The organism is Streptomyces sp. NPDC001634 (assembly GCF_040298185.1).
Lineage (GTDB): Bacteria > Actinomycetota > Actinomycetes > Streptomycetales > Streptomycetaceae > Streptomyces.
In genome coordinates this window covers 12780-29882 of record NZ_JBEOZU010000070.1, presented here as the reverse complement: position 1 = coordinate 29882, position 17103 = coordinate 12780, and the positions used below count along the sequence as shown (strand labels likewise).

Sequence of the window (17103 nt, the reverse complement as noted above, 5' to 3'; positions counted from 1 at the left end):
TGGGTCACCTGACCTGAAGAGGCCCGTACGACTTCGGTCGTACGGGCCTCTTCGCTGTTTCCGTTGTCACGAAAGTATTCGGCGCGTACGACCCGTTCCCCACGCGGCTCACTCCCTCCACGTCCGGACGCGTCAGCCGGAGGGCCGTTCTCGGCGCGGGTCTCGCCGCGGTCTGCTGACGCCGGGCGAGGTGACGGTGTGGGCGTACGGCTCGCCGCGCAACCCGGCGCTGCCGACGGGCGGCCTCCTCTACGCCGTGTCCTTCGACGACGGGACGCCGCAGACGGTCGACATCAACGCGGCCGCGGGTGCCGACGACGGGCTGATGAACATCCAGTGGGCCCGGAACACGTCCGACAACGTGAACAGGACGGCGACGCGGCACATGATCGCCAGGGCCGGGGTGCACCGGCTGACGTTCTGGAGGGTGGATCCGACGGTGGTGCTGCAACGGCTGCTGATCGACACGGGCGGGCTGCCGGCGACGTACCTGGGGCCGCTGGAGAGCCTGCGCATGCCCACCTGAGTACCAGCGCTCATGTGGCCGGCTCCGCCCTGCGGTTGGGTGGAGCACATGCTGGACAACACACAGGGCGGACCCGTGCGGCGCGCGTGGGTCGCGCCGCTGGTCGCGACCGTGCTCACCGTTCCCGGGAGCCTGCTGGCCTACGCCTTCGCCGGTCTGACGCCCATGGCGTGCGATGCCTGCGACGGAGCGGTGGCCGACCGTTTCACCAGGGGCTTCGACAGCGCGTACACGGTCCTTCGGATCGGCCTCGCCGCCGCCTTCGTACTGCTGCTGGTCAGCTGGTGCCTGCCATGGAGCGAACGGAACGTCGTCCCGCGCCGTGTCCTCGCCGCCTTCGCGCCCGGCACCGTACTGGTGTCGGTCCTCCTCTTCGCGTCGATGGTCCCCTGGCCGAGCTGATCTTCGGGTCACGCCACCCGCACCGGAGGGACGTGGAGCGGGCCGTTCGGGGGAACGGCGGGTGTCGTACGGGGAGACGGGCCGGGCGCGGCTCATACGTTCGGTCGGCATGACGGACGTGGCGGCTGATCAGGCGTCCGGCCCCAGCCGCCGCCGGACCCTGTCCGGACTCGCCGGCGCGGCCGGGGCGGTACTGGCCGCCGGATGCACGGTCATGGACGCCTCCTCGGAACCGAACCCCACGCCCGCGGGTCCGACGTCCGCCCCGGCGGGCGGCCCCACCCCCGGCGTGACTTCCGCGCCCTGTGGGCCGCGCAGTACTACGCCCGGGCGCTGTTCTTCGTCCTCGGCTCCGACGGCCCCCGGCAGCGAGGAGCAGCTGTACAGAGCCGGGCGCGACGCCTGGGACACGTTCTGCATGCTGTGCGACCCGGCGGCGGTGAGGGCGAACGTCCCGTACGGGAGCACCCCGCTTCCCCCGGACAAGCAGGAGTCCAACACCATCTGGAACAAGGAGGTCGTCCCGAAGCTGTCCCCCGCCCAGGCCGCGACGATGAAGAAGCGCTTCGAACCCTTCTTCGTACCGGCGATGCCCGCTGCCCGCGAGGGCATGGTCTTCACCGACTTCGCCGACTGGCTGGAGGGGGGCGCTGCGGGGCGGGTGAACCCTCGTCGGCGGCGGCATCTTCCACGCGTCCCCTATGTTGACCCGATGGGCTTTTTCGACAAGCTGACCGGCACCAGGTACCCCGACAGCGGTGTCGTACCCGCTGCCGGCGGCGGAGATCCGGGGCGCGCTGCTCGCGCTCAATGGGGCGGACGTGCCGTTCCGTGTGCGCAACGCCCTCCCCGGGGAGAGGGCCGATCTGGTGGCGGAGTGGCAGGTCCGGGAGGTGGGTGTGACCCTCAGGACCCGGATGCGCTTCGTCCCGGAGAACCGCGAGGTGCGTACGCTCGACGAGCGGTGGGAGACCTCGCCGCTCGGGCACTCCGGCCGGCGCTACGACCGTGGGCCGTCGACCATGGTTTCCCGTCAGTGGACATACGAGCGGGGTCCCGACGGCCGCCGGCGCAAGATCGAGACGGCCCGCCTGGACCCGCGGGACATGAGAAACCCCCTGCTGGAGGCGGTCCTCGGTGCGGGGTGGACCTGGCGCGGGGTGCTGTTCAGGTGGTGAGCCGGCGGGGCGGCCACTCGCCCGACGCGCGCAGCCTCATGTACTCCTCCGTGGGCGGGAACGTCGGGGCGAAGTGTGCGGCCGTTCCGTCGTGCGGGGCGACCATGACGGGGCTGAACGGGGCCTGGGTGGGGTCTCCCGTATCGATGTGCTCCTTGAAGTCGAAGCACACGGTCCAGCCGTACGGGAACTCGACGGCCGTGTCGGGGAGCATGACGACGGACTCCGGGCGGTCCGGATATGCCTGGGTCTGCAGATAAGCGGCGGCGGCCGCCACTGCCTCGTCTCGGGTCAGCATGCGCAAGATCGTACGGAAGGGCGCCTCTTCCCGGGCGTGTTCCTCTGCCCAGCCCACCCGGGTTTGACCTACGTCACCCCCGGGGTACGCTCTACGGCCCGATTGGCCAGGCCCCCGCCCCGTATGGCAGACTAGCGGGGTTGCTCGGTCGAGTGTTGATGCTGCGCGCCTCCCGCCGGGAGGACCGGAAGCGAGTCCCACAGTACTCGTCGCCCTAACTGCCTCACGGCAGCGCTGGGGCGGACGTACGGGAATCTTCCGGGAAGTGTGGGCGCGGCACCGGCCAGGCGCCCGGTGGGCCACCTCACCCCCGGTTCCACGGTTCCGGAAGGGCCGTGTTCCCAGAACAGGGATGTCCGGACAAGGGACATCTGTGTCAGCGGGAGCGCGACACGCCCGACCGCGTGGGTCGGAGGGAAGGGCTGGAATGCCGGGTTCCAGAGCGTTAAAAGAGACAGGACTACGGAGTAGCCATGGCGGGACAGAAGATCCGCATTCGGCTCAAGGCCTACGACCACGAGGTCATCGACTCCTCGGCGAAGAAGATCGTCGAGACGGTGACCCGTACCGGTGCGTCGGTCGCGGGCCCGGTGCCGCTGCCCACTGAGAAGAACGTGTACTGCGTCATCAAGTCGCCGCACAAGTACAAGGACTCGCGCGAGCACTTCGAGATGCGCACGCACAAGCGCCTGATCGACATTCTCGACCCCACCCCCAAGACCGTTGACTCTCTGATGCGACTCGACCTGCCGGCCGGTGTCGACATCGAGATCAAGCTCTGAGGGTCGGTGAGCTGAGAATGGCTAAGCAGATCAAGGGCATCCTGGGCGAGAAGCTCGGCATGACGCAGGTGTGGGACGAGAACAACCGTGTTGTTCCGGTCACCGTCGTCAAGGCCGGCCCCAACGTCGTCACCCAGGTCCGCACGAACGACGTCGACGGCTACGAGTCGGTCCAGATCGCCTTCGGCGAGATCGACCCGCGCAAGGTGAACAAGCCCCTCAAGGGTCACTTCGCCAAGGCCGACGTCACCCCGCGTCGTCACCTCGTCGAGCTCCGCACCGCGGATGCCTCCGAGTACACGCTCGGCCAGGAGATCACCGCTGAGGTGTTCGAGGCCGGTGTGAAGGTCGACGTCACCGGCACGAGCAAGGGCAAGGGCTTCGCCGGTGTCATGAAGCGTCACAACTTCAAGGGCCTCGGCGCCGGTCACGGCGTTCAGCGCAAGCACCGCTCGCCCGGTTCCATCGGTGGCTGCGCCACCCCGGGCCGTGTGTTCAAGGGCGTCCGCATGGCGGGTCGCATGGGCAACGAGCGTGTCACCACCCAGAACCTGACCGTCCACGCCGTTGACGCGGAGAAGGGTCTGCTGCTCATCAAGGGCGCGGTTCCCGGTCCGAACGGCGGCCTCGTCCTGGTCCGCACCGCGGCCAAGGGGGCCTGAGGTAACCGATGAGCACTGTTGACATCCTTTCGCCTGCCGGCGAGAAGACCGGTAGCGTCGAACTCCCCGCGGAGATCTTCGGCGTGGAGAAGGTCAGCATCCCGCTGATCCACCAGGTCGTCGTCGCGCAGAACGCGGCTGCCCGCCAGGGCACGCACAAGACCAAGACCCGCGCCGAAGTCCGTGGTGGTGGCCGGAAGCCTTACCGCCAGAAGGGCACCGGCCGCGCCCGTCAGGGCTCGACCCGCGCGCCGCAGTTCGCCGGTGGTGGCGTCGTGCACGGTCCCGTGCCGCGTGACTACTCGCAGCGGACCCCGAAGAAGATGAAGGCCGCGGCCCTGCGCCACGCCCTCACCGACCGGGCCCGCCACAACCGCATCCACGTCGTCACCGGCGTGATCGAGGGCGAGACCCCCTCCACCAAGGCCGCCAAGACGCTGTTCGGCAAGATCTCGGAGCGCAAGAACCTGCTCCTGGTCGTAGAGCGTGCCGAGGAGGCCGCGTGGCTGTCCGCCCGCAACCTGCCCCAGGTCCACATCCTGGAGCCGGGCCAGCTGAACACGTACGACGTGATCGTCTCCGACGACGTGGTCTTCACCCAGGCCGCTTTCGAGTCCTTCGTGTCCGGCCCGAAGGCCACTGACACCGAAGGGAGCGAGGCCTGATGGCTATCCGTCACCCCGCCATTGCCTCGAAGGCCGCCAAGGCGGCCAAGGCCGCGCGCGTCGCCAAGGCGCGTCGCCACGCCGCCGAGGGCAAGAACACCGTCGTCACCCCGGCGAGCAAGGCGTACACGGACCCCCGTGACGTCCTGCTGAAGCCGGTCGTGTCGGAGAAGAGCTACGCGCTCCTCGACGAGAACAAGTACACGTTCATCGTCGACCCGAACGCCAACAAGACCCAGATCAAGCAGGCCGTCCAGGCGGTCTTCTCGGTCAAGGTCACCGGGGTCAACACGATCAACCGTCAGGGCAAGCGCAAGCGGACCCGCACCGGTTTCGGCCAGCGCGCGGGCACCAAGCGCGCGATCGTGACCCTCGCCGAGGGCGACCGTATCGACATCTTCGGCGGTCCGACCGCGTAAGCGGGTCGGATCGTCCGATATCGGACGAGGACTGAGAAATGGGAATCCGCAAGTACAAGCCGACTACGCCGGGCCGTCGTGGCGCCAGCGTCGCCGACTTCGTCGAGGTCACGCGGTCCACGCCGGAGAAGTCGCTGGTCCGCCCCCTGCACAGCAAGGGTGGCCGTAACAACTCAGGTCGTGTGACCGTCCGCCACCAGGGTGGTGGCCACAAGCGCGCCTACCGCGTGATCGACTTCCGTCGTCACGACAAGGACGGCGTGCCGGCGAAGGTCGCGCACATCGAGTACGACCCCAACCGCACCGCGCGCATCGCGCTGCTGCACTACGCGGACGGCGAGAAGCGCTACATCCTCGCGCCGCGTGGCCTGTCGCAGGGCGACCGCGTCGAGAACGGTCCCGGGGCCGACATCAAGCCGGGCAACAACCTTGCCCTGCGCAACATCCCGGTCGGTACGACGCTGCACGCGATCGAGCTCCGTCCGGGCGGCGGCGCCAAGATGGCCCGCTCCGCAGGTGCCTCCGTGCAGCTGCTCGCGCGTGAGGGCGCCATGGCGACCCTCCGTATGCCGTCCGGCGAGATCCGCATGGTGGACGCGCGCTGCCGCGCCACCGTCGGTGAGGTCGGCAACGCCGAGCAGAGCAACATCAACTGGGGCAAGGCGGGCCGCAAGCGGTGGCTGGGCGTTCGCCCGACCGTCCGTGGTGTGGTCATGAACCCGGTTGACCACCCGCACGGTGGTGGTGAGGGCCGGACCTCCGGTGGTCGCCACCCTGTGTCCCCGTGGGGCAAGAAGGAAGGCCGTACTCGTTCGCCCAAGAAGGCGTCGAACAAGTACATCGTCCGCCGCCGCAAGACGAACAAGAAGCGCTAAGGACGGGTTGAGATGCCTCGTAGCTTGAAGAAGGGGCCCTTCGTCGACGACCACCTGATGAAGAAGGTGGACGCCCAGAACGAAGCCGGCACCAAGAACGTCATCAAGACCTGGTCCCGCCGCTCGATGATCGTCCCGGCCATGCTGGGCCACACGCTGGCGGTGCACAACGGCAAGACCCACATCCCGGTGTTCGTCACCGAGTCGATGGTCGGCCACAAGCTCGGCGAGTTCTCGCCGACCCGCACCTTCCGGGGCCACGTCAAGGAAGACCGGAAGTCGAAGCGCCGCTAGTAGCGGATCGCATTCAGACACGTAAGTAACTCTGAAGGGACAACCATGGAAGCCAGGGCCCAGGCGCGGTACATCCGCGTCACGCCCATGAAGGCCCGCCGTGTGGTGGACCTCATCCGTGGCATGGATGCCACGGAGGCCCAGGCTGTTCTGCGATTCGCTCCGCAGGCAGCCTCGGTTCCGGTCGGCAAGGTGCTCGACAGCGCCATTGCCAACGCCGCGCACAACTACGACCACACCGATGTCGACAGCCTCTTCATTTCCGAGGCCTACGTCGACGAGGGCCCGACCCTGAAGCGGTTCCGTCCGCGCGCCCAGGGCCGTGCCTACCGGATCCGCAAGCGGACCAGCCACATCACCGTGGTCGTCAGCAGCAAGGAAGGAACCCGGTAATGGGCCAGAAGGTAAACCCGCATGGGTTCCGGCTCGGTGTCACGACCGACTTCAAGTCGCGTTGGTACGCCGACAAGCTGTACAAGGACTACGTCAAGGAAGACGTCGCCATCCGTCGGATGATGACGTCCGGCATGGAGCGCGCCGGCATCTCCAAGGTCGAGATCGAGCGCACCCGTGACCGCGTGCGTGTGGACATCCACACCGCTCGTCCGGGCATCGTCATCGGCCGCCGTGGCGCCGAGGCCGACCGCATCCGCGGCGACCTCGAGAAGCTCACGGGCAAGCAGGTCCAGCTGAACATCCTCGAGGTCAAGAACCCCGAGACCGACGCTCAGCTCGTGGCCCAGGCCGTCGCCGAGCAGCTCTCCTCCCGCGTCTCCTTCCGTCGGGCCATGCGCAAGAGCATGCAGTCCGCCATGAAGGCCGGCGCCAAGGGCATCAAGATCCAGTGCGGTGGCCGCCTCGGCGGCGCCGAGATGTCCCGCTCGGAGTTCTACCGCGAGGGCCGCGTGCCCCTGCACACGCTCCGCGCGAACGTGGACTACGGCTTCTTCGAGGCCAAGACGACCTTCGGCCGCATCGGTGTGAAGGTCTGGATCTACAAGGGCGACGTCAAGAACATCGCCGAGGTCCGCGCCGAGAACGCTGCCGCCCGTGCGGGTAACCGCCCGGCCCGCGGTGGCGCCGACCGCCCGGCCCGTGGTGGCCGCGGTGGCGAGCGGCGCGGTCGCAAGCCGCAGCAGGCTGCCGGTGCCGAGGCCCCCAAGGCCGAGGCTCCCGCCGCTCCGGCTGAGAGCACCGGAACGGAGGCCTGACCGACATGCTGATCCCCCGTAGGGTCAAGCACCGCAAGCAGCACCACCCGAAGCGCGATGGCGCTGCCAAGGGTGGCACGACGGTTGCGTTCGGCGAGTACGGCATCCAGGCGCTCACCCCGGCGTACGTGACGAACCGTCAGATCGAGGCCGCTCGTATCGCCATGACGCGTCACATCAAGCGTGGTGGCAAGGTCTGGATCAACATCTACCCGGACCGTCCGCTCACCAAGAAGCCCGCCGAGACCCGCATGGGTTCCGGTAAGGGTTCTCCGGAGTGGTGGATCGCCAACGTCAAGCCCGGACGCGTGATGTTCGAGCTGTCGTACCCCAACGAGAAGATCGCCCGTGAGGCGCTGACCCGTGCGGCCCACAAGCTGCCGATGAAGTGCCGGATCGTCAAGCGCGAGGCAGGTGAAGCGTGATGTCGGCCGGTACCAAGGCGTCCGAGCTGCGCGAGCTGGGCAACGAGGAGCTTCTGGGCAAGCTCCGCGAGGCCAAGGAAGAGCTGTTCAACCTCCGCTTCCAGGCGGCGACGGGCCAGCTCGAGAACCACGGCCGTCTGAAGGCGGTCCGCAAGGACATCGCGCGGATCTACACCCTGATGCGCGAGCGTGAGCTGGGCATCGAAACGGTGGAGAACGCCTGATGAGCGAGAACAACGTGACTGAGAACACTGAGGCGCGCGGCTTCCGCAAGACCCGTGAGGGTCTCGTCGTCAGCGACAAGATGGACAAGACCGTCGTCGTCGCCGTCGAGGACCGTGTCAAGCACGCGCTGTACGGCAAGGTCATCCGCCGTACGAACAAGCTCAAGGCGCACGACGAGCAGAACGCCGCGGGTGTCGGCGACCGCGTCCTCCTGATGGAGACCCGGCCGCTGTCCGCGACGAAGCGCTGGCGCGTCGTCGAGATCCTCGAGAAGGCGAAGTAATCAAGCGGGGCTCTGCCCCGCTGACCCCGCCGAGGGCTCCCGCCCTCGGTACCCCGCTGGGGGGCTGACGCCCCCGCGCTGGGGCACCGCCCTCCGGCCTTCGGCCGAGGGGCGAGGCCCCCGGGGAGGCCGAACGCCAGGCCGCCCCGGTCGGCCCGCGAGTCCTCGCGGAGCCCGGCCGGACGGCCTGCGGCCGCCCCAGGCCCCGGGCCGACGGGACGAATGTTCCGCGGCCTCCGGGGGCGCCGCTCAGGGCCCTTGGCCCAGGGCGGTGCACGCCCCCGGCGGTACGGGTTTCCGCTTCCAGAGGCGCAAGTAATTCCTGCGGGAGCAACTCGCAGGACAGTTCCGCCAGGCTTTCCGGGCCAACCCCGGAGGGAACCGGCAGACGATCAGGAGATAGACGTGATCCAGCAGGAGTCGCGACTGCGTGTCGCCGACAACACTGGTGCGAAGGAGATCCTTTGCATCCGTGTGCTCGGTGGCTCCGGTCGCCGCTACGCGGGCATCGGTGACGTCATCGTCGCCACCGTCAAGGACGCGATCCCCGGTGGCAACGTGAAGAAGGGTGACGTCGTCAAGGCGGTCATCGTTCGCACCGTCAAGGAGCGCCGCCGTCCGGACGGCTCGTACATCCGCTTCGACGAGAACGCCGCCGTCATTCTGAAGAACGACGGCGACCCTCGCGGCACCCGCATCTTCGGCCCGGTCGGCCGTGAGCTGCGCGAGAAGAAGTTCATGAAGATCATCTCGCTCGCGCCGGAGGTGCTGTAAGCATGAAGATCAAGAAGGGCGACCTGGTCCAGGTCATCACCGGCAAGGACAAGGGCAAGCAGGGCAAGGTCATTGCCGCTTACCCGCGCGAGGAGCGCGTCCTGGTCGAGGGTGTCAACCGGGTCAAGAAGCACACCAAGGCCGGCCCGACCGCCAGCGGTTCGCAGGCCGGCGGCATCGTCACGACCGAGGCGCCGATCCACGTCTCCAACGTCCAGCTGGTCGTTGAGAAGGACGGCAACAAGGTCGTCACGCGTGTCGGTTACCGCTTCGACGAAGAGGGCAACAAGATCCGCGTTGCCAAGCGGACGGGTGAGGACATCTGATGGCTACCACCACCACTCCGCGTCTGAAGCAGAAGTACCGCGAGGAGATCGCGGGCAAGCTGCGTGACGAGTTCAAGTACGAGAACGTCATGCAGATCCCCGGCCTCGTCAAGATCGTGGTCAACATGGGTGTGGGCGACGCCGCCCGCGACTCCAAGCTGATCGAGGGCGCCATCCGCGACCTCACCACGATCACCGGCCAGAAGCCGCAGGTCACCAAGGCCCGCAAGTCCATCGCGCAGTTCAAGCTGCGTGAGGGCCAGCCGATCGGTGCCCACGTCACGCTTCGTGGCGACCGCATGTGGGAGTTCCTGGACCGCACCCTGTCGCTCGCGCTGCCGCGCATCCGCGACTTCCGCGGCCTGTCCCCCAAGCAGTTCGACGGCCGTGGCAACTACACCTTCGGTCTCACCGAGCAGGTCATGTTCCACGAGATCGACCAGGACAAGATCGACCGCGTCCGGGGTATGGACATCACCGTGGTCACCACGGCGACCAACGACGCTGAGGGCCGCGCGCTCCTTCGTCACCTCGGCTTCCCGTTCAAGGAGGCGTGAGCGAGATGGCGAAGAAGGCTCTGATCGCTAAGGCTGCTCGTAAGCCCAAGTTCGGTGTGCGTGGCTACACCCGCTGCCAGCGCTGCGGCCGTCCGCACTCCGTGTACCGCAAGTTCGGCCTGTGCCGCGTGTGCCTTCGTGAGATGGCTCACCGTGGCGAGCTGCCGGGCGTGACCAAGAGCTCCTGGTAATTCCGGTAATTCGGGATTCCCAAGGCTCTCGGTAAGCAGATGGGGCGGTCAGACGCCCACCTCACATGCCTTAGGCTTGGGGGGTTGGGCGTCTGTCGCCGCCCGTACGACTTACTACGCCGTAGGTCCACCGCGCCGCACCCGTCCCGTCTCGGATCGGGGAGAGGGATGGCGCACCAGGAAACCCCGGCGAGAGAGGCCGAAGGCCAATTCATGACCATGACTGATCCGATCGCAGACATGCTCACGCGTCTGCGGAACGCGAACTCGGCGTACCACGACACCGTGACGATGCCGGCGTCGAAGATCAAGTCCCACATCGCGGAGATCCTCCAGCAGGAGGGCTTCATCACGGGCTGGCGCGTCGAGGACGCCGAGGTCGGCAAGAACCTCACCCTCGAGCTGAAGTTCGGCCCGAACCGTGAGCGCTCCATCGCGGGCATCAAGCGGATCTCCAAGCCCGGTCTGCGGGTTTACGCGAAGTCCACCAACCTGCCGAAGGTGCTCGGCGGCCTCGGCGTGGCGATCATCTCCACGTCCCACGGGCTCCTCACCGACAAGCAGGCCGGCAAGAAGGGCGTAGGCGGAGAAGTTCTCGCCTACGTCTGGTAACGGAAGGGAACGGAGGAAACAGCTATGTCGCGCATCGGCAAGCTCCCCATCGCGGTTCCCGCCGGCGTGGACGTCACCATCGACGGCAGCACGGTTTCGGTCAAGGGCCCCAAGGGCGAGCTGACCCACACCGTCGTCGCGCCGATCGAGATCGTCAAGAACGAGGACGGCACCCTCCAGGTGACCCGCCCCAACGACGAGCGTCAGAACAAGGCCCTGCACGGCCTGTCCCGCACGCTGGTGGCGAACATGATCACCGGCGTGACCCAGGGTTACGTGAAGAAGCTCGAGATCAGTGGTGTCGGTTACCGCGTGACCGCCAAGGGCTCGAACCTCGAGTTCGCGCTCGGCTACAGCCACCCGATCACCGTCGAGGCGCCCGAGGGCATCACCTTCAAGGTGGAGACCCCGACCCGCTTCCAGGTCGAGGGCATCGACAAGCAGAAGGTCGGCGAGGTTGCGGCCAACATCCGCAAGCTGCGCAAGCCCGACCCGTACAAGGCCAAGGGCGTCAAGTACGAGGGCGAAGTCATCCGCCGCAAGGTCGGAAAGGCGGGTAAGTAAGCCATGGCATACGGGCAGAAGATCCTGAAGGGCGACGCCTACAAGCGCGCCGCGATCAAGCGCCGTCACATCCGGATCCGCAAGCGGATCTCCGGTACGGCGGAGCGTCCCCGTCTGGTCGTGACCCGCTCCAACCGCCACATCGTGGCGCAGGTGATCGACGACCTCAAGGGCCACACCCTGGCGTCGGCGTCCACCCTGGACACCTCGATCCGTGGTGGCGAGGGCGACAAGTCCGCGCAGGCCAAGCAGGTCGGCGCCCTGGTCGCCGAGCGTGCCAAGGCCGCCGGTGTCGAGGCCGTCGTGTTCGACCGTGGTGGCAACCAGTACGCCGGGCGCATCGCCGCCCTGGCGGACGCCGCCCGCGAGGCCGGGCTCAAGTTCTGAGCCGCCGTAGCTAGCGGAAAAGAGAGAGGTAAATCCAATGGCTGGACCCCAGCGCCGCGGTGGCGGTGCCGGTGGCGGCGAGCGGCGGGACCGGAAGGGCCGTGACGGCGGCGCTGCTGCCGCCGAGAAGACCGCGTACGTTGAGCGCGTCGTCGCGATCAACCGCGTCGCCAAGGTTGTGAAGGGTGGTCGTCGCTTCAGCTTCACCGCGCTGGTCGTGGTGGGCGACGGTGACGGCACCGTGGGTGTCGGTTACGGCAAGGCCAAGGAGGTGCCGGCCGCCATCGCCAAGGGCGTTGAGGAGGCCAAGAAGCACTTCTTCAAGGTCCCCCGGATCCAGGGCACCATCCCGCACCCGATCCAGGGTGAGAAGGCTGCCGGCGTCGTGCTGCTCAAGCCCGCGTCCCCCGGTACCGGTGTTATCGCCGGTGGTCCGGTGCGTGCCGTGCTCGAGTGCGCCGGTATCCACGACGTGCTGTCGAAGTCGCTCGGCTCCGACAACGCGATCAACATCGTGCACGCGACCGTGGAGGCCCTGAAGGGCCTGCAGCGTCCCGAGGAGATCGCGGCCCGCCGTGGTCTGCCCCTCGAGGACGTCGCCCCCGCGGCCCTGCTGCGTGCGCGTGCCGGGGCGGGTGCGTAATCATGGCGCAGCTCAAGATCACGCAGACGAAGTCGTACATCGGCAGCAAGCAGAACCACCGCGACACCCTGCGTTCCCTGGGCCTCAAGCGCCTGGGTGACGTGGTCGTCAAGGAGGACCGTCCCGAGTTCCGCGGCATGGTGCACACCGTCCGCCACCTCGTGACGGTCGAGGAGGTCGACTGATCATGGCGGAGCAGAACCCGCTCAAGATCCACAACCTCCGTCCCGCCCCGGGCGCCAAGACCGCCAAGACCCGTGTCGGTCGTGGTGAGGCGTCGAAGGGTAAGACGGCCGGTCGTGGTACCAAGGGCACCAAGGCCCGCTACCAGGTTCCGGAGCGCTTCGAGGGTGGCCAGATGCCGCTGCACATGCGCCTCCCGAAGCTGAAGGGCTTCAAGAACCCGTTCAAGACCGAGTACCAGGTCGTGAACCTCGACAAGCTGGCCGCGCTCTACCCCGAGGGTGGCGAGGTCACCGTCGAGGGTCTGGTGGCCAAGGGTGCCGTTCGCAAGAACGCGCTCGTCAAGGTCCTCGGCCAGGGCGAGATCTCCGTGGCGCTGCAGGTGACGGTCGACGCCGTCTCCGGCTCCGCCAAGGAGAAGATCACCGCCGCCGGCGGCACCGTCACCGAGCTCGTCTGACATTTTCAGGCGTCTCGATGACTTGAACGATCCCGACCGGGGATACCCCACAATTGGGGTATCCCCGGTCGGTCGTTCCAAGGGGGCAGTCTCGCCGGTAAGGTGGCCTGCACTGCCTACTTTCACAGGGTGCTTCACTTGGGGCACTCTGAGCGGCAGATGACCGTTATGTATTCGTCGAACCTCAAGACCGTCACCCTTGACGCAGTTGCGCGGGGGTCGCAGGAGGCACCGTGCTCACCGCGTTCGCCCGGGCGTTCAGGACGCCCGACCTGCGCAAGAAGCTGCTCTTCACGCTCGGCATCATCGTGGTCTACCGGGTCGGTACACACATCCCGATCCCTGGCGTCGATTACAAGAACGTGCAGACCTGTATGGATGTGGCCAGCGCGAACCGCGGCCTGTTCAGCCTGATCAACATGTTCAGTGGCGGCGCGCTGCTCCAGATCACCCTCTTTGCGCTCGGCATCATGCCGTACATCACAGCGAGCATCATTCTCCAGTTGCTCACCGTGGTGATCCCGCGCCTGGAAGCCCTCAAGAAGGAGGGCCAGGCCGGTACAACGAAGATCACACAGTACACGCGCTATCTGACGGTGGCGCTCGCCATCCTGCAGGGCACCGGCCTGGTGGCCACCGCCCGCAGCGGCGCCCTGTTCCAGGGCTGCCCCGTGGCGTCGCAGATCGTGCCGGACCAGTCGATCTTCACCACCATCACCATGGTCATCACGATGACGGCCGGCACCTGTGTCGTCATGTGGCTCGGCGAGCTCATCACGGACCGTGGCATCGGCAACGGTATGTCGATCCTGATGTTCATCTCGATCGCCGCCACCTTCCCGAGCGCGCTGTGGACGATCAAGCTCCAGGGCAAGCTGGCGGGCGGCTGGATCGAGTTCGGCACGGTGATCGCCGTTGGGCTCTGCATGGTCGGCCTGGTGGTCTTCGTCGAGCAGGCACAGCGGCGGATCCCGGTCCAGTACGCCAAGCGCATGATCGGCCGCCGGTCGTACGGCGGCACGTCGACGTACATCCCGCTGAAGGTCAACCAGGCGGGTGTGATCCCCGTGATCTTCGCCTCGTCGCTGCTCTACATCCCCAGCCTGATCGCGCAGTTCGCGGGGGGCAATTCCAGCTGGAAGACGTGGGTCCAGAACAACCTGACCAAGGGTGACCACCCGATTTACATCACCACCTACTTCCTTCTGATCGTGTTCTTCGCGTTCTTCTACGTGGCGATCTCGTTCAACCCCGAGGAAGTCGCCGACAACATGAAGAAGTATGGTGGCTTCATCCCGGGCATCCGGGCCGGCCGGCCCACCGCTGAGTACCTGAGCTACGTACTCAACCGGATCACCTGGCCAGGGTCGCTGTATCTGGGTCTGATCGCTCTCGTGCCGACAATGGCGTTGGTTGGTTTCGGGGCAAATCAGAACTTCCCGTTCGGTGGTACGAGCATCCTGATCATCGTGGGTGTCGGCCTTGAGACGGTGAAGCAGATCGAGAGCCAGCTCCAGCAGCGCAATTACGAAGGGTTCCTCCGCTGATGCGAATCGTGCTCGTCGGGCCGCCCGGTGCCGGCAAGGGGACGCAGGCTGCGTTCCTGGCCAAGAACCTGTCGATCCCGCACATCTCCACGGGCGACCTGTTCCGCGCCAACATCAGCCGGCAGACGGAGCTCGGCAAGCTGGCGAAGTCCTACATGGACGCGGGCAACCTGGTGCCGGACGAGGTCACGATCGCGATGGCCAAGGACCGCATGGAGCAGCACGACGCGGAGAACGGCTTCCTGCTCGACGGCTTCCCGCGCAACGTCTCGCAGGCCGAGGCGCTGGACGAGATGCTCAAGGCCGAGGGCATGAAGCTGGACGCGGTGCTCGACCTGGAGGTCCCCGAGGACGAGGTCGTCAAGCGGATCGCGGGCCGACGGATCTGCCGCAACGAGTCGGCGCACGTCTTCCACGTCTCGTACAAGGCGCCGAAGGTGGACGGCGTCTGCGACGTCTGCGGTGGCGAGCTGTACCAGCGCGACGACGACTCCGAGGAGACCGTCCGCAAGCGGCTGGAGGTCTACCACACGCAGACCGAGCCGATCATCGACTACTACAAGGCGCAGGGCCTGGTGGTCACCATCTCGGCGCTCGGCAAGGTGGAAGAGGTCACCGCGCGCGCGATGGAGGCGCTCAAGCCGAAGGTCGGCGACAAGTAGTCGCCCTTCCTTCCCGCCGCTCTACGGCCGCGGTTCCCTGGCGGGGGCCGCGGCCGAGCTGTGAGCGGGGCTCGACGGGCCGGCGCGCCCGTATCGTTGAAGACATCCGTACTCTCCCGGTCCAGAAAGGCCGCAGCCGCCATGGTGCAGATCAAGACCCCCGAGCAGATCGCCAAGATGCGTGAGGCGGGGCTGGTCGTCGCCGCCGTGCACGCGGCCACGCGCGAGGCGGCTGTGCCGGGTGCCACGACGAAGGACCTGGACGAGGTCGCGCGCAAGGTGCTCGCGGAGCACGGGGCGAAACCGAACTTCCTGGGGTACGGCGGCTTCCCGGCGACCATCTGCACCTCGGTGAACGAGGTGGTCGTCCATGGCATCCCGTCCGACGAGGTGGTCCTCAAGGACGGCGACATCATCTCCATCGATGCCGGTGCGATCGTGGACGGCTGGCACGGAGACGCGGCGTACACGGCCTTCGTGGGGTCCGGTCACGCCCCGGAGCTGATCGAGCTGTCCCGGGTGACCGAGGAGTCCATGTGGGCCGGGATCGCGGCGATGAAGCAGGGCAACCGGCTTGTCGACGTCTCGCGGGCCGTCGAGACGTACATCCGCCGGCAGCCGAAGCCGGGCGGCGGCCGGTACGGGATCATCGAGGACTACGGCGGCCACGGGATCGGCACCGAGATGCACATGGACCCGCATCTGCTGAACTACGTCGACCGCCGCCGCGGCAAGGGCCCCAAGCTGGTTCCCGGCTTCTGCCTCGCCATCGAGCCGATGGTCTCTCTCGGCACCCCGAAGACCGAGGTCCTCGGGGACGACTGGACCGTGATCACGACGGATGGCACCTGGTCCTCCCACTGGGAGCACTCGGTGGCGTTGACGGAGGAGGGGCCGCTCGTGCTGACGGCTCCCGACGGTGGCAAGGCCAAGCTGGCCGAGTACGGGATCACGGCGGCTCCCGACCCTCTGAGCTGAACCGATCTGAACGCAGCGATCGCTTGGCGTTGCGGCCGGCGCGTTCGCTCTCGCCATGATGGCCGGTACCACGCCCGCGTTCGCGTCTGCGCACGGGTGCCACGCCTCGGCAAGTTCAAGATCTACGCGCTGATCGACGGCACGGCTGACGGCGGCACCGCCTGCGCGGAAGTCCACAGCTGACCTGTTGGTCGTCCGCCCCGTCCATCGCGCATACCGCGTCGATGGGCGGGGCATCGTCATGAGTGGCGAAGAGAAGATCAGGGCCGAGTTCGTGTTTCCGGGTGCGCTGACGTAGACTGACTCGTCGGCTCCCTTGCACCCGCATGCCCGCATGCGCTTGTACGGGGTCGATCAAGGTAGTCGATTCGAAGGGCGAAGCGTGGCCAAGAAGCAAGGTGCCATCGAGATCGAGGGCACTGTCGTCGAGTCTCTGCCGAACGCCATGTTCAAGGTCGAGCTCCAGAACGGCCACCAGGTCCTGGCACACATCAGCGGCAAGATGCGTATGCACTACATCCGCATCCTCCCTGACGACCGGGTCGTGGTGGAGCTGTCTCCGTACGACCTGACCCGTGGCCGGATCGTCTACCGGTACAAGTGAGCTTGGGCGGGTCCCGCACGCGCCCCGGCGGCCGGGAGGGTCGTCGCTGGACAGGCCTGACCTGTCAAACTCCCCGGAGCGATCCAGGGGAGAGTCTTCCTGACCCGTCGGGAAGAGAACTCCAACGCTAGAAGTAGATCTTGCCTCGCCCCCGCCTCCAGCGGGGGCACTGACCCGGAGAACCTCACATCCCATGAAGGTCAAGCCGAGCGTCAAGAAGATCTGCGACAAGTGCAGGGTGATCCGCCGTCACGGTCGGGTCATGGTCATCTGCGAGAACCCGCGCCACAAGCAGCGCCAGGGCTGACGCACGACCGCTCCCTCTGCGATTCGCAGAAATTCGCGCGACGCGAGCTGAATATATTCATAC

30 protein-coding genes and 1 pseudogene are annotated in these 17103 nt (G+C 67.1%); 29 read left to right on the top strand and 2 right to left on the bottom strand.

Going from position 1 to position 17103, the window contains the following annotated elements:
* Positions 1–169 precede the first annotated feature (169 nt).
* Both ABT186_RS34875 and ABT186_RS34870 read left to right on the top strand, forming a co-directional pair.
* Positions 170–526, top strand: a pseudogene (locus tag ABT186_RS34875) (glycosyl hydrolase 115 family protein); the annotation flags it as partial.
* Positions 527–574: 48 nt separating this feature from the next.
* Positions 575–928 carry a hypothetical protein gene (locus ABT186_RS34870; protein WP_351222618.1) on the top strand — a complete coding sequence of 118 codons (354 nt, stop codon included), beginning with the start codon at positions 575–577 and terminating at the stop codon, positions 926–928.
* Positions 929–1057: 129 nt separating this feature from the next.
* Here ABT186_RS34870 and ABT186_RS34865 read toward each other — a convergent pair whose 3' ends face one another.
* Positions 1058–1540 (bottom strand): hypothetical protein, encoded by a 483-nt coding sequence (locus ABT186_RS34865; RefSeq protein WP_351928466.1) that lies wholly within the window; start codon positions 1538–1540, stop codon positions 1058–1060.
* A gap of 146 nt (positions 1541–1686) precedes the next feature.
* On the opposite strand from ABT186_RS34865, the gene ABT186_RS34860 reads away from it, so the two are divergent.
* The gene (locus tag ABT186_RS34860) at positions 1687–2106 is read left to right on the top strand and encodes a hypothetical protein (protein WP_351928464.1); all 420 of its coding nucleotides are present in this window, start codon (positions 1687–1689) and stop codon (positions 2104–2106) included.
* Here ABT186_RS34860 and ABT186_RS34855 read toward each other — a convergent pair.
* Entirely contained in the window at positions 2096–2404 is a 309-nt protein-coding gene (locus tag ABT186_RS34855) for a YrhB domain-containing protein (protein ID WP_351928462.1), read from the bottom strand. The genes ABT186_RS34860 and ABT186_RS34855 overlap by 11 nt on opposite strands.
* 473 nt (positions 2405–2877) lie before the next feature.
* Here ABT186_RS34855 and rpsJ point away from each other — a divergent pair, with 473 nt between their 5' ends.
* From rpsJ to rpmJ, 26 genes are all read left to right on the top strand, one after another.
* Positions 2878–3186 (top strand): 30S ribosomal protein S10, encoded by a 309-nt coding sequence (gene rpsJ / locus ABT186_RS34850; RefSeq protein ID WP_003948644.1) that lies wholly within the window; start codon positions 2878–2880, stop codon positions 3184–3186.
* A 17-nt stretch (positions 3187–3203) separates the two neighbouring features.
* Entirely contained in the window at positions 3204–3848 is a 645-nt protein-coding gene (gene rplC, locus ABT186_RS34845; protein WP_351222624.1) for a 50S ribosomal protein L3, read from the top strand.
* A gap of 8 nt (positions 3849–3856) precedes the next feature.
* On the top strand, positions 3857–4513 hold the full coding sequence (gene rplD / locus ABT186_RS34840; protein WP_351222626.1) for a 50S ribosomal protein L4: 657 nt from the start codon (positions 3857–3859) through the stop codon (positions 4511–4513).
* The gene (rplW, locus tag ABT186_RS34835; protein WP_351222628.1) at positions 4513–4932 is read left to right on the top strand and encodes a 50S ribosomal protein L23; all 420 of its coding nucleotides are present in this window, start codon (positions 4513–4515) and stop codon (positions 4930–4932) included. Before rplD ends, rplW begins: the two co-directional genes overlap by 1 nt.
* A gap of 38 nt (positions 4933–4970) precedes the next feature.
* On the top strand, positions 4971–5807 hold the full coding sequence (rplB, locus tag ABT186_RS34830; protein WP_351222630.1) for a 50S ribosomal protein L2: 837 nt from the start codon (positions 4971–4973) through the stop codon (positions 5805–5807).
* Positions 5808–5819: 12 nt separating this feature from the next.
* A complete protein-coding gene (rpsS, locus tag ABT186_RS34825) occupies positions 5820–6101 on the top strand; it encodes a 30S ribosomal protein S19 (RefSeq protein ID WP_030233885.1) in 282 nt (93 codons plus the stop codon).
* Between the two features lie 45 nt (positions 6102–6146).
* Entirely contained in the window at positions 6147–6494 is a 348-nt protein-coding gene (rplV, locus tag ABT186_RS34820; protein ID WP_006130776.1) for a 50S ribosomal protein L22, read from the top strand.
* The gene (gene rpsC / locus ABT186_RS34815) at positions 6494–7312 is read left to right on the top strand and encodes a 30S ribosomal protein S3 (RefSeq protein WP_055706471.1); all 819 of its coding nucleotides are present in this window, start codon (positions 6494–6496) and stop codon (positions 7310–7312) included. The genes rplV and rpsC overlap by 1 nt, the downstream gene beginning before the upstream one ends.
* 5 nt (positions 7313–7317) lie before the next feature.
* Positions 7318–7737: a 50S ribosomal protein L16 gene (rplP, locus tag ABT186_RS34810; protein ID WP_103837549.1), complete on the top strand. Its 420-nt coding sequence runs from the start codon at positions 7318–7320 to the stop codon at positions 7735–7737.
* A complete protein-coding gene (rpmC, locus tag ABT186_RS34805; RefSeq protein WP_018564811.1) occupies positions 7737–7961 on the top strand; it encodes a 50S ribosomal protein L29 in 225 nt (74 codons plus the stop codon). The genes rplP and rpmC overlap by 1 nt, the downstream gene beginning before the upstream one ends.
* Positions 7961–8245 (top strand): 30S ribosomal protein S17, encoded by a 285-nt coding sequence (rpsQ, locus tag ABT186_RS34800; RefSeq protein WP_004984524.1) that lies wholly within the window; start codon positions 7961–7963, stop codon positions 8243–8245. The genes rpmC and rpsQ overlap by 1 nt, the downstream gene beginning before the upstream one ends.
* 405 nt (positions 8246–8650) lie before the next feature.
* On the top strand, positions 8651–9019 hold the full coding sequence (rplN, locus tag ABT186_RS34795; RefSeq protein ID WP_003998823.1) for a 50S ribosomal protein L14: 369 nt from the start codon (positions 8651–8653) through the stop codon (positions 9017–9019).
* Between the two features lie 2 nt (positions 9020–9021).
* Entirely contained in the window at positions 9022–9345 is a 324-nt protein-coding gene (gene rplX / locus ABT186_RS34790) for a 50S ribosomal protein L24 (RefSeq protein ID WP_351222634.1), read from the top strand.
* Positions 9345–9902: a 50S ribosomal protein L5 gene (rplE, locus tag ABT186_RS34785; RefSeq protein WP_097252926.1), complete on the top strand. Its 558-nt coding sequence runs from the start codon at positions 9345–9347 to the stop codon at positions 9900–9902. The genes rplX and rplE overlap by 1 nt, the downstream gene beginning before the upstream one ends.
* A gap of 5 nt (positions 9903–9907) precedes the next feature.
* The gene (locus tag ABT186_RS34780) at positions 9908–10093 is read left to right on the top strand and encodes a type Z 30S ribosomal protein S14 (protein WP_003948630.1); all 186 of its coding nucleotides are present in this window, start codon (positions 9908–9910) and stop codon (positions 10091–10093) included.
* 213 nt (positions 10094–10306) lie between these two features.
* Entirely contained in the window at positions 10307–10705 is a 399-nt protein-coding gene (rpsH, locus tag ABT186_RS34775) for a 30S ribosomal protein S8 (RefSeq protein ID WP_100827756.1), read from the top strand.
* Between the two features lie 24 nt (positions 10706–10729).
* Entirely contained in the window at positions 10730–11269 is a 540-nt protein-coding gene (rplF, locus tag ABT186_RS34770; RefSeq protein WP_351222637.1) for a 50S ribosomal protein L6, read from the top strand.
* Between the two features lie 3 nt (positions 11270–11272).
* Positions 11273–11656: a 50S ribosomal protein L18 gene (gene rplR, locus ABT186_RS34765; protein WP_019980869.1), complete on the top strand. Its 384-nt coding sequence runs from the start codon at positions 11273–11275 to the stop codon at positions 11654–11656.
* Positions 11657–11693: 37 nt separating this feature from the next.
* Positions 11694–12299 (top strand): 30S ribosomal protein S5, encoded by a 606-nt coding sequence (rpsE, locus tag ABT186_RS34760; RefSeq protein WP_009190144.1) that lies wholly within the window; start codon positions 11694–11696, stop codon positions 12297–12299.
* A gap of 2 nt (positions 12300–12301) precedes the next feature.
* Positions 12302–12484, top strand: a complete 183-nt coding sequence (rpmD, locus tag ABT186_RS34755) for a 50S ribosomal protein L30 (protein ID WP_009190145.1) — start codon at positions 12302–12304, stop codon at positions 12482–12484.
* A 2-nt stretch (positions 12485–12486) separates the two neighbouring features.
* A complete protein-coding gene (gene rplO, locus ABT186_RS34750; RefSeq protein ID WP_059127184.1) occupies positions 12487–12942 on the top strand; it encodes a 50S ribosomal protein L15 in 456 nt (151 codons plus the stop codon).
* A gap of 233 nt (positions 12943–13175) precedes the next feature.
* On the top strand, positions 13176–14489 hold the full coding sequence (gene secY / locus ABT186_RS34745) for a preprotein translocase subunit SecY (protein WP_351222641.1): 1314 nt from the start codon (positions 13176–13178) through the stop codon (positions 14487–14489).
* Complete coding sequence (locus tag ABT186_RS34740; protein ID WP_351222643.1) at positions 14489–15151, top strand: adenylate kinase; 663 nt, start codon at positions 14489–14491, stop codon at positions 15149–15151. The genes secY and ABT186_RS34740 overlap by 1 nt, the downstream gene beginning before the upstream one ends.
* Positions 15152–15292: 141 nt before the next feature.
* On the top strand, positions 15293–16129 hold the full coding sequence (gene map, locus ABT186_RS34735) for a type I methionyl aminopeptidase (RefSeq protein WP_351928459.1): 837 nt from the start codon (positions 15293–15295) through the stop codon (positions 16127–16129).
* Positions 16130–16511: 382 nt separating this feature from the next.
* Positions 16512–16733, top strand: a complete 222-nt coding sequence (gene infA, locus ABT186_RS34730) for a translation initiation factor IF-1 (RefSeq protein ID WP_003948620.1) — start codon at positions 16512–16514, stop codon at positions 16731–16733.
* Between the two features lie 193 nt (positions 16734–16926).
* On the top strand, positions 16927–17040 hold the full coding sequence (gene rpmJ / locus ABT186_RS34725) for a 50S ribosomal protein L36 (RefSeq protein ID WP_003998809.1): 114 nt from the start codon (positions 16927–16929) through the stop codon (positions 17038–17040).
* Positions 17041–17103: the final 63 nt, after the last annotated feature.

What these genes read in the sequence shown, in the direction of transcription:
- rpmJ (WP_003998809.1), top strand. Translation starts at nt 16,927, where the DNA reads ATGAAGGTCAAGCCGAGCGTCAAGAAGATCTGCGACAAGTGCAGGGTG.
- rpmC (WP_018564811.1), top strand. Translation starts at nt 7,737, where the DNA reads ATGTCGGCCGGTACCAAGGCGTCCGAGCTGCGCGAGCTGGGCAACGAG.
- rplV (WP_006130776.1), top strand. Translation starts at nt 6,147, where the DNA reads ATGGAAGCCAGGGCCCAGGCGCGGTACATCCGCGTCACGCCCATGAAG.
- rpmD (WP_009190145.1), top strand. Translation starts at nt 12,302, where the DNA reads ATGGCGCAGCTCAAGATCACGCAGACGAAGTCGTACATCGGCAGCAAG.
- ABT186_RS34855 (WP_351928462.1), bottom strand. Translation starts at nt 2,404, where the DNA reads ATGCTGACCCGAGACGAGGCAGTGGCGGCCGCCGCCGCTTATCTGCAG.
- rpsE (WP_009190144.1), top strand. Translation starts at nt 11,694, where the DNA reads ATGGCTGGACCCCAGCGCCGCGGTGGCGGTGCCGGTGGCGGCGAGCGG.
- ABT186_RS34740 (WP_351222643.1), top strand. Translation starts at nt 14,489, where the DNA reads ATGCGAATCGTGCTCGTCGGGCCGCCCGGTGCCGGCAAGGGGACGCAG.
- map (WP_351928459.1), top strand. Translation starts at nt 15,293, where the DNA reads ATGGTGCAGATCAAGACCCCCGAGCAGATCGCCAAGATGCGTGAGGCG.
- rplE (WP_097252926.1), top strand. Translation starts at nt 9,345, where the DNA reads ATGGCTACCACCACCACTCCGCGTCTGAAGCAGAAGTACCGCGAGGAG.
- rpsC (WP_055706471.1), top strand. Translation starts at nt 6,494, where the DNA reads ATGGGCCAGAAGGTAAACCCGCATGGGTTCCGGCTCGGTGTCACGACC.
- rplX (WP_351222634.1), top strand. Translation starts at nt 9,022, where the DNA reads ATGAAGATCAAGAAGGGCGACCTGGTCCAGGTCATCACCGGCAAGGAC.
- rplR (WP_019980869.1), top strand. Translation starts at nt 11,273, where the DNA reads ATGGCATACGGGCAGAAGATCCTGAAGGGCGACGCCTACAAGCGCGCC.
- rplC (WP_351222624.1), top strand. Translation starts at nt 3,204, where the DNA reads ATGGCTAAGCAGATCAAGGGCATCCTGGGCGAGAAGCTCGGCATGACG.
- ABT186_RS34780 (WP_003948630.1), top strand. Translation starts at nt 9,908, where the DNA reads ATGGCGAAGAAGGCTCTGATCGCTAAGGCTGCTCGTAAGCCCAAGTTC.
- rpsH (WP_100827756.1), top strand. Translation starts at nt 10,307, where the DNA reads ATGACCATGACTGATCCGATCGCAGACATGCTCACGCGTCTGCGGAAC.
- rplP (WP_103837549.1), top strand. Translation starts at nt 7,318, where the DNA reads ATGCTGATCCCCCGTAGGGTCAAGCACCGCAAGCAGCACCACCCGAAG.
- rplO (WP_059127184.1), top strand. Translation starts at nt 12,487, where the DNA reads ATGGCGGAGCAGAACCCGCTCAAGATCCACAACCTCCGTCCCGCCCCG.
- rpsS (WP_030233885.1), top strand. Translation starts at nt 5,820, where the DNA reads ATGCCTCGTAGCTTGAAGAAGGGGCCCTTCGTCGACGACCACCTGATG.
- rplF (WP_351222637.1), top strand. Translation starts at nt 10,730, where the DNA reads ATGTCGCGCATCGGCAAGCTCCCCATCGCGGTTCCCGCCGGCGTGGAC.
- ABT186_RS34870 (WP_351222618.1), top strand. Translation starts at nt 575, where the DNA reads ATGCTGGACAACACACAGGGCGGACCCGTGCGGCGCGCGTGGGTCGCG.
- ABT186_RS34865 (WP_351928466.1), bottom strand. Translation starts at nt 1,540, where the DNA reads ATGCCCTCGCGGGCAGCGGGCATCGCCGGTACGAAGAAGGGTTCGAAG.
- rpsJ (WP_003948644.1), top strand. Translation starts at nt 2,878, where the DNA reads ATGGCGGGACAGAAGATCCGCATTCGGCTCAAGGCCTACGACCACGAG.
- rplW (WP_351222628.1), top strand. Translation starts at nt 4,513, where the DNA reads ATGGCTATCCGTCACCCCGCCATTGCCTCGAAGGCCGCCAAGGCGGCC.
- rplB (WP_351222630.1), top strand. Translation starts at nt 4,971, where the DNA reads ATGGGAATCCGCAAGTACAAGCCGACTACGCCGGGCCGTCGTGGCGCC.
- rpsQ (WP_004984524.1), top strand. Translation starts at nt 7,961, where the DNA reads ATGAGCGAGAACAACGTGACTGAGAACACTGAGGCGCGCGGCTTCCGC.
- rplD (WP_351222626.1), top strand. Translation starts at nt 3,857, where the DNA reads ATGAGCACTGTTGACATCCTTTCGCCTGCCGGCGAGAAGACCGGTAGC.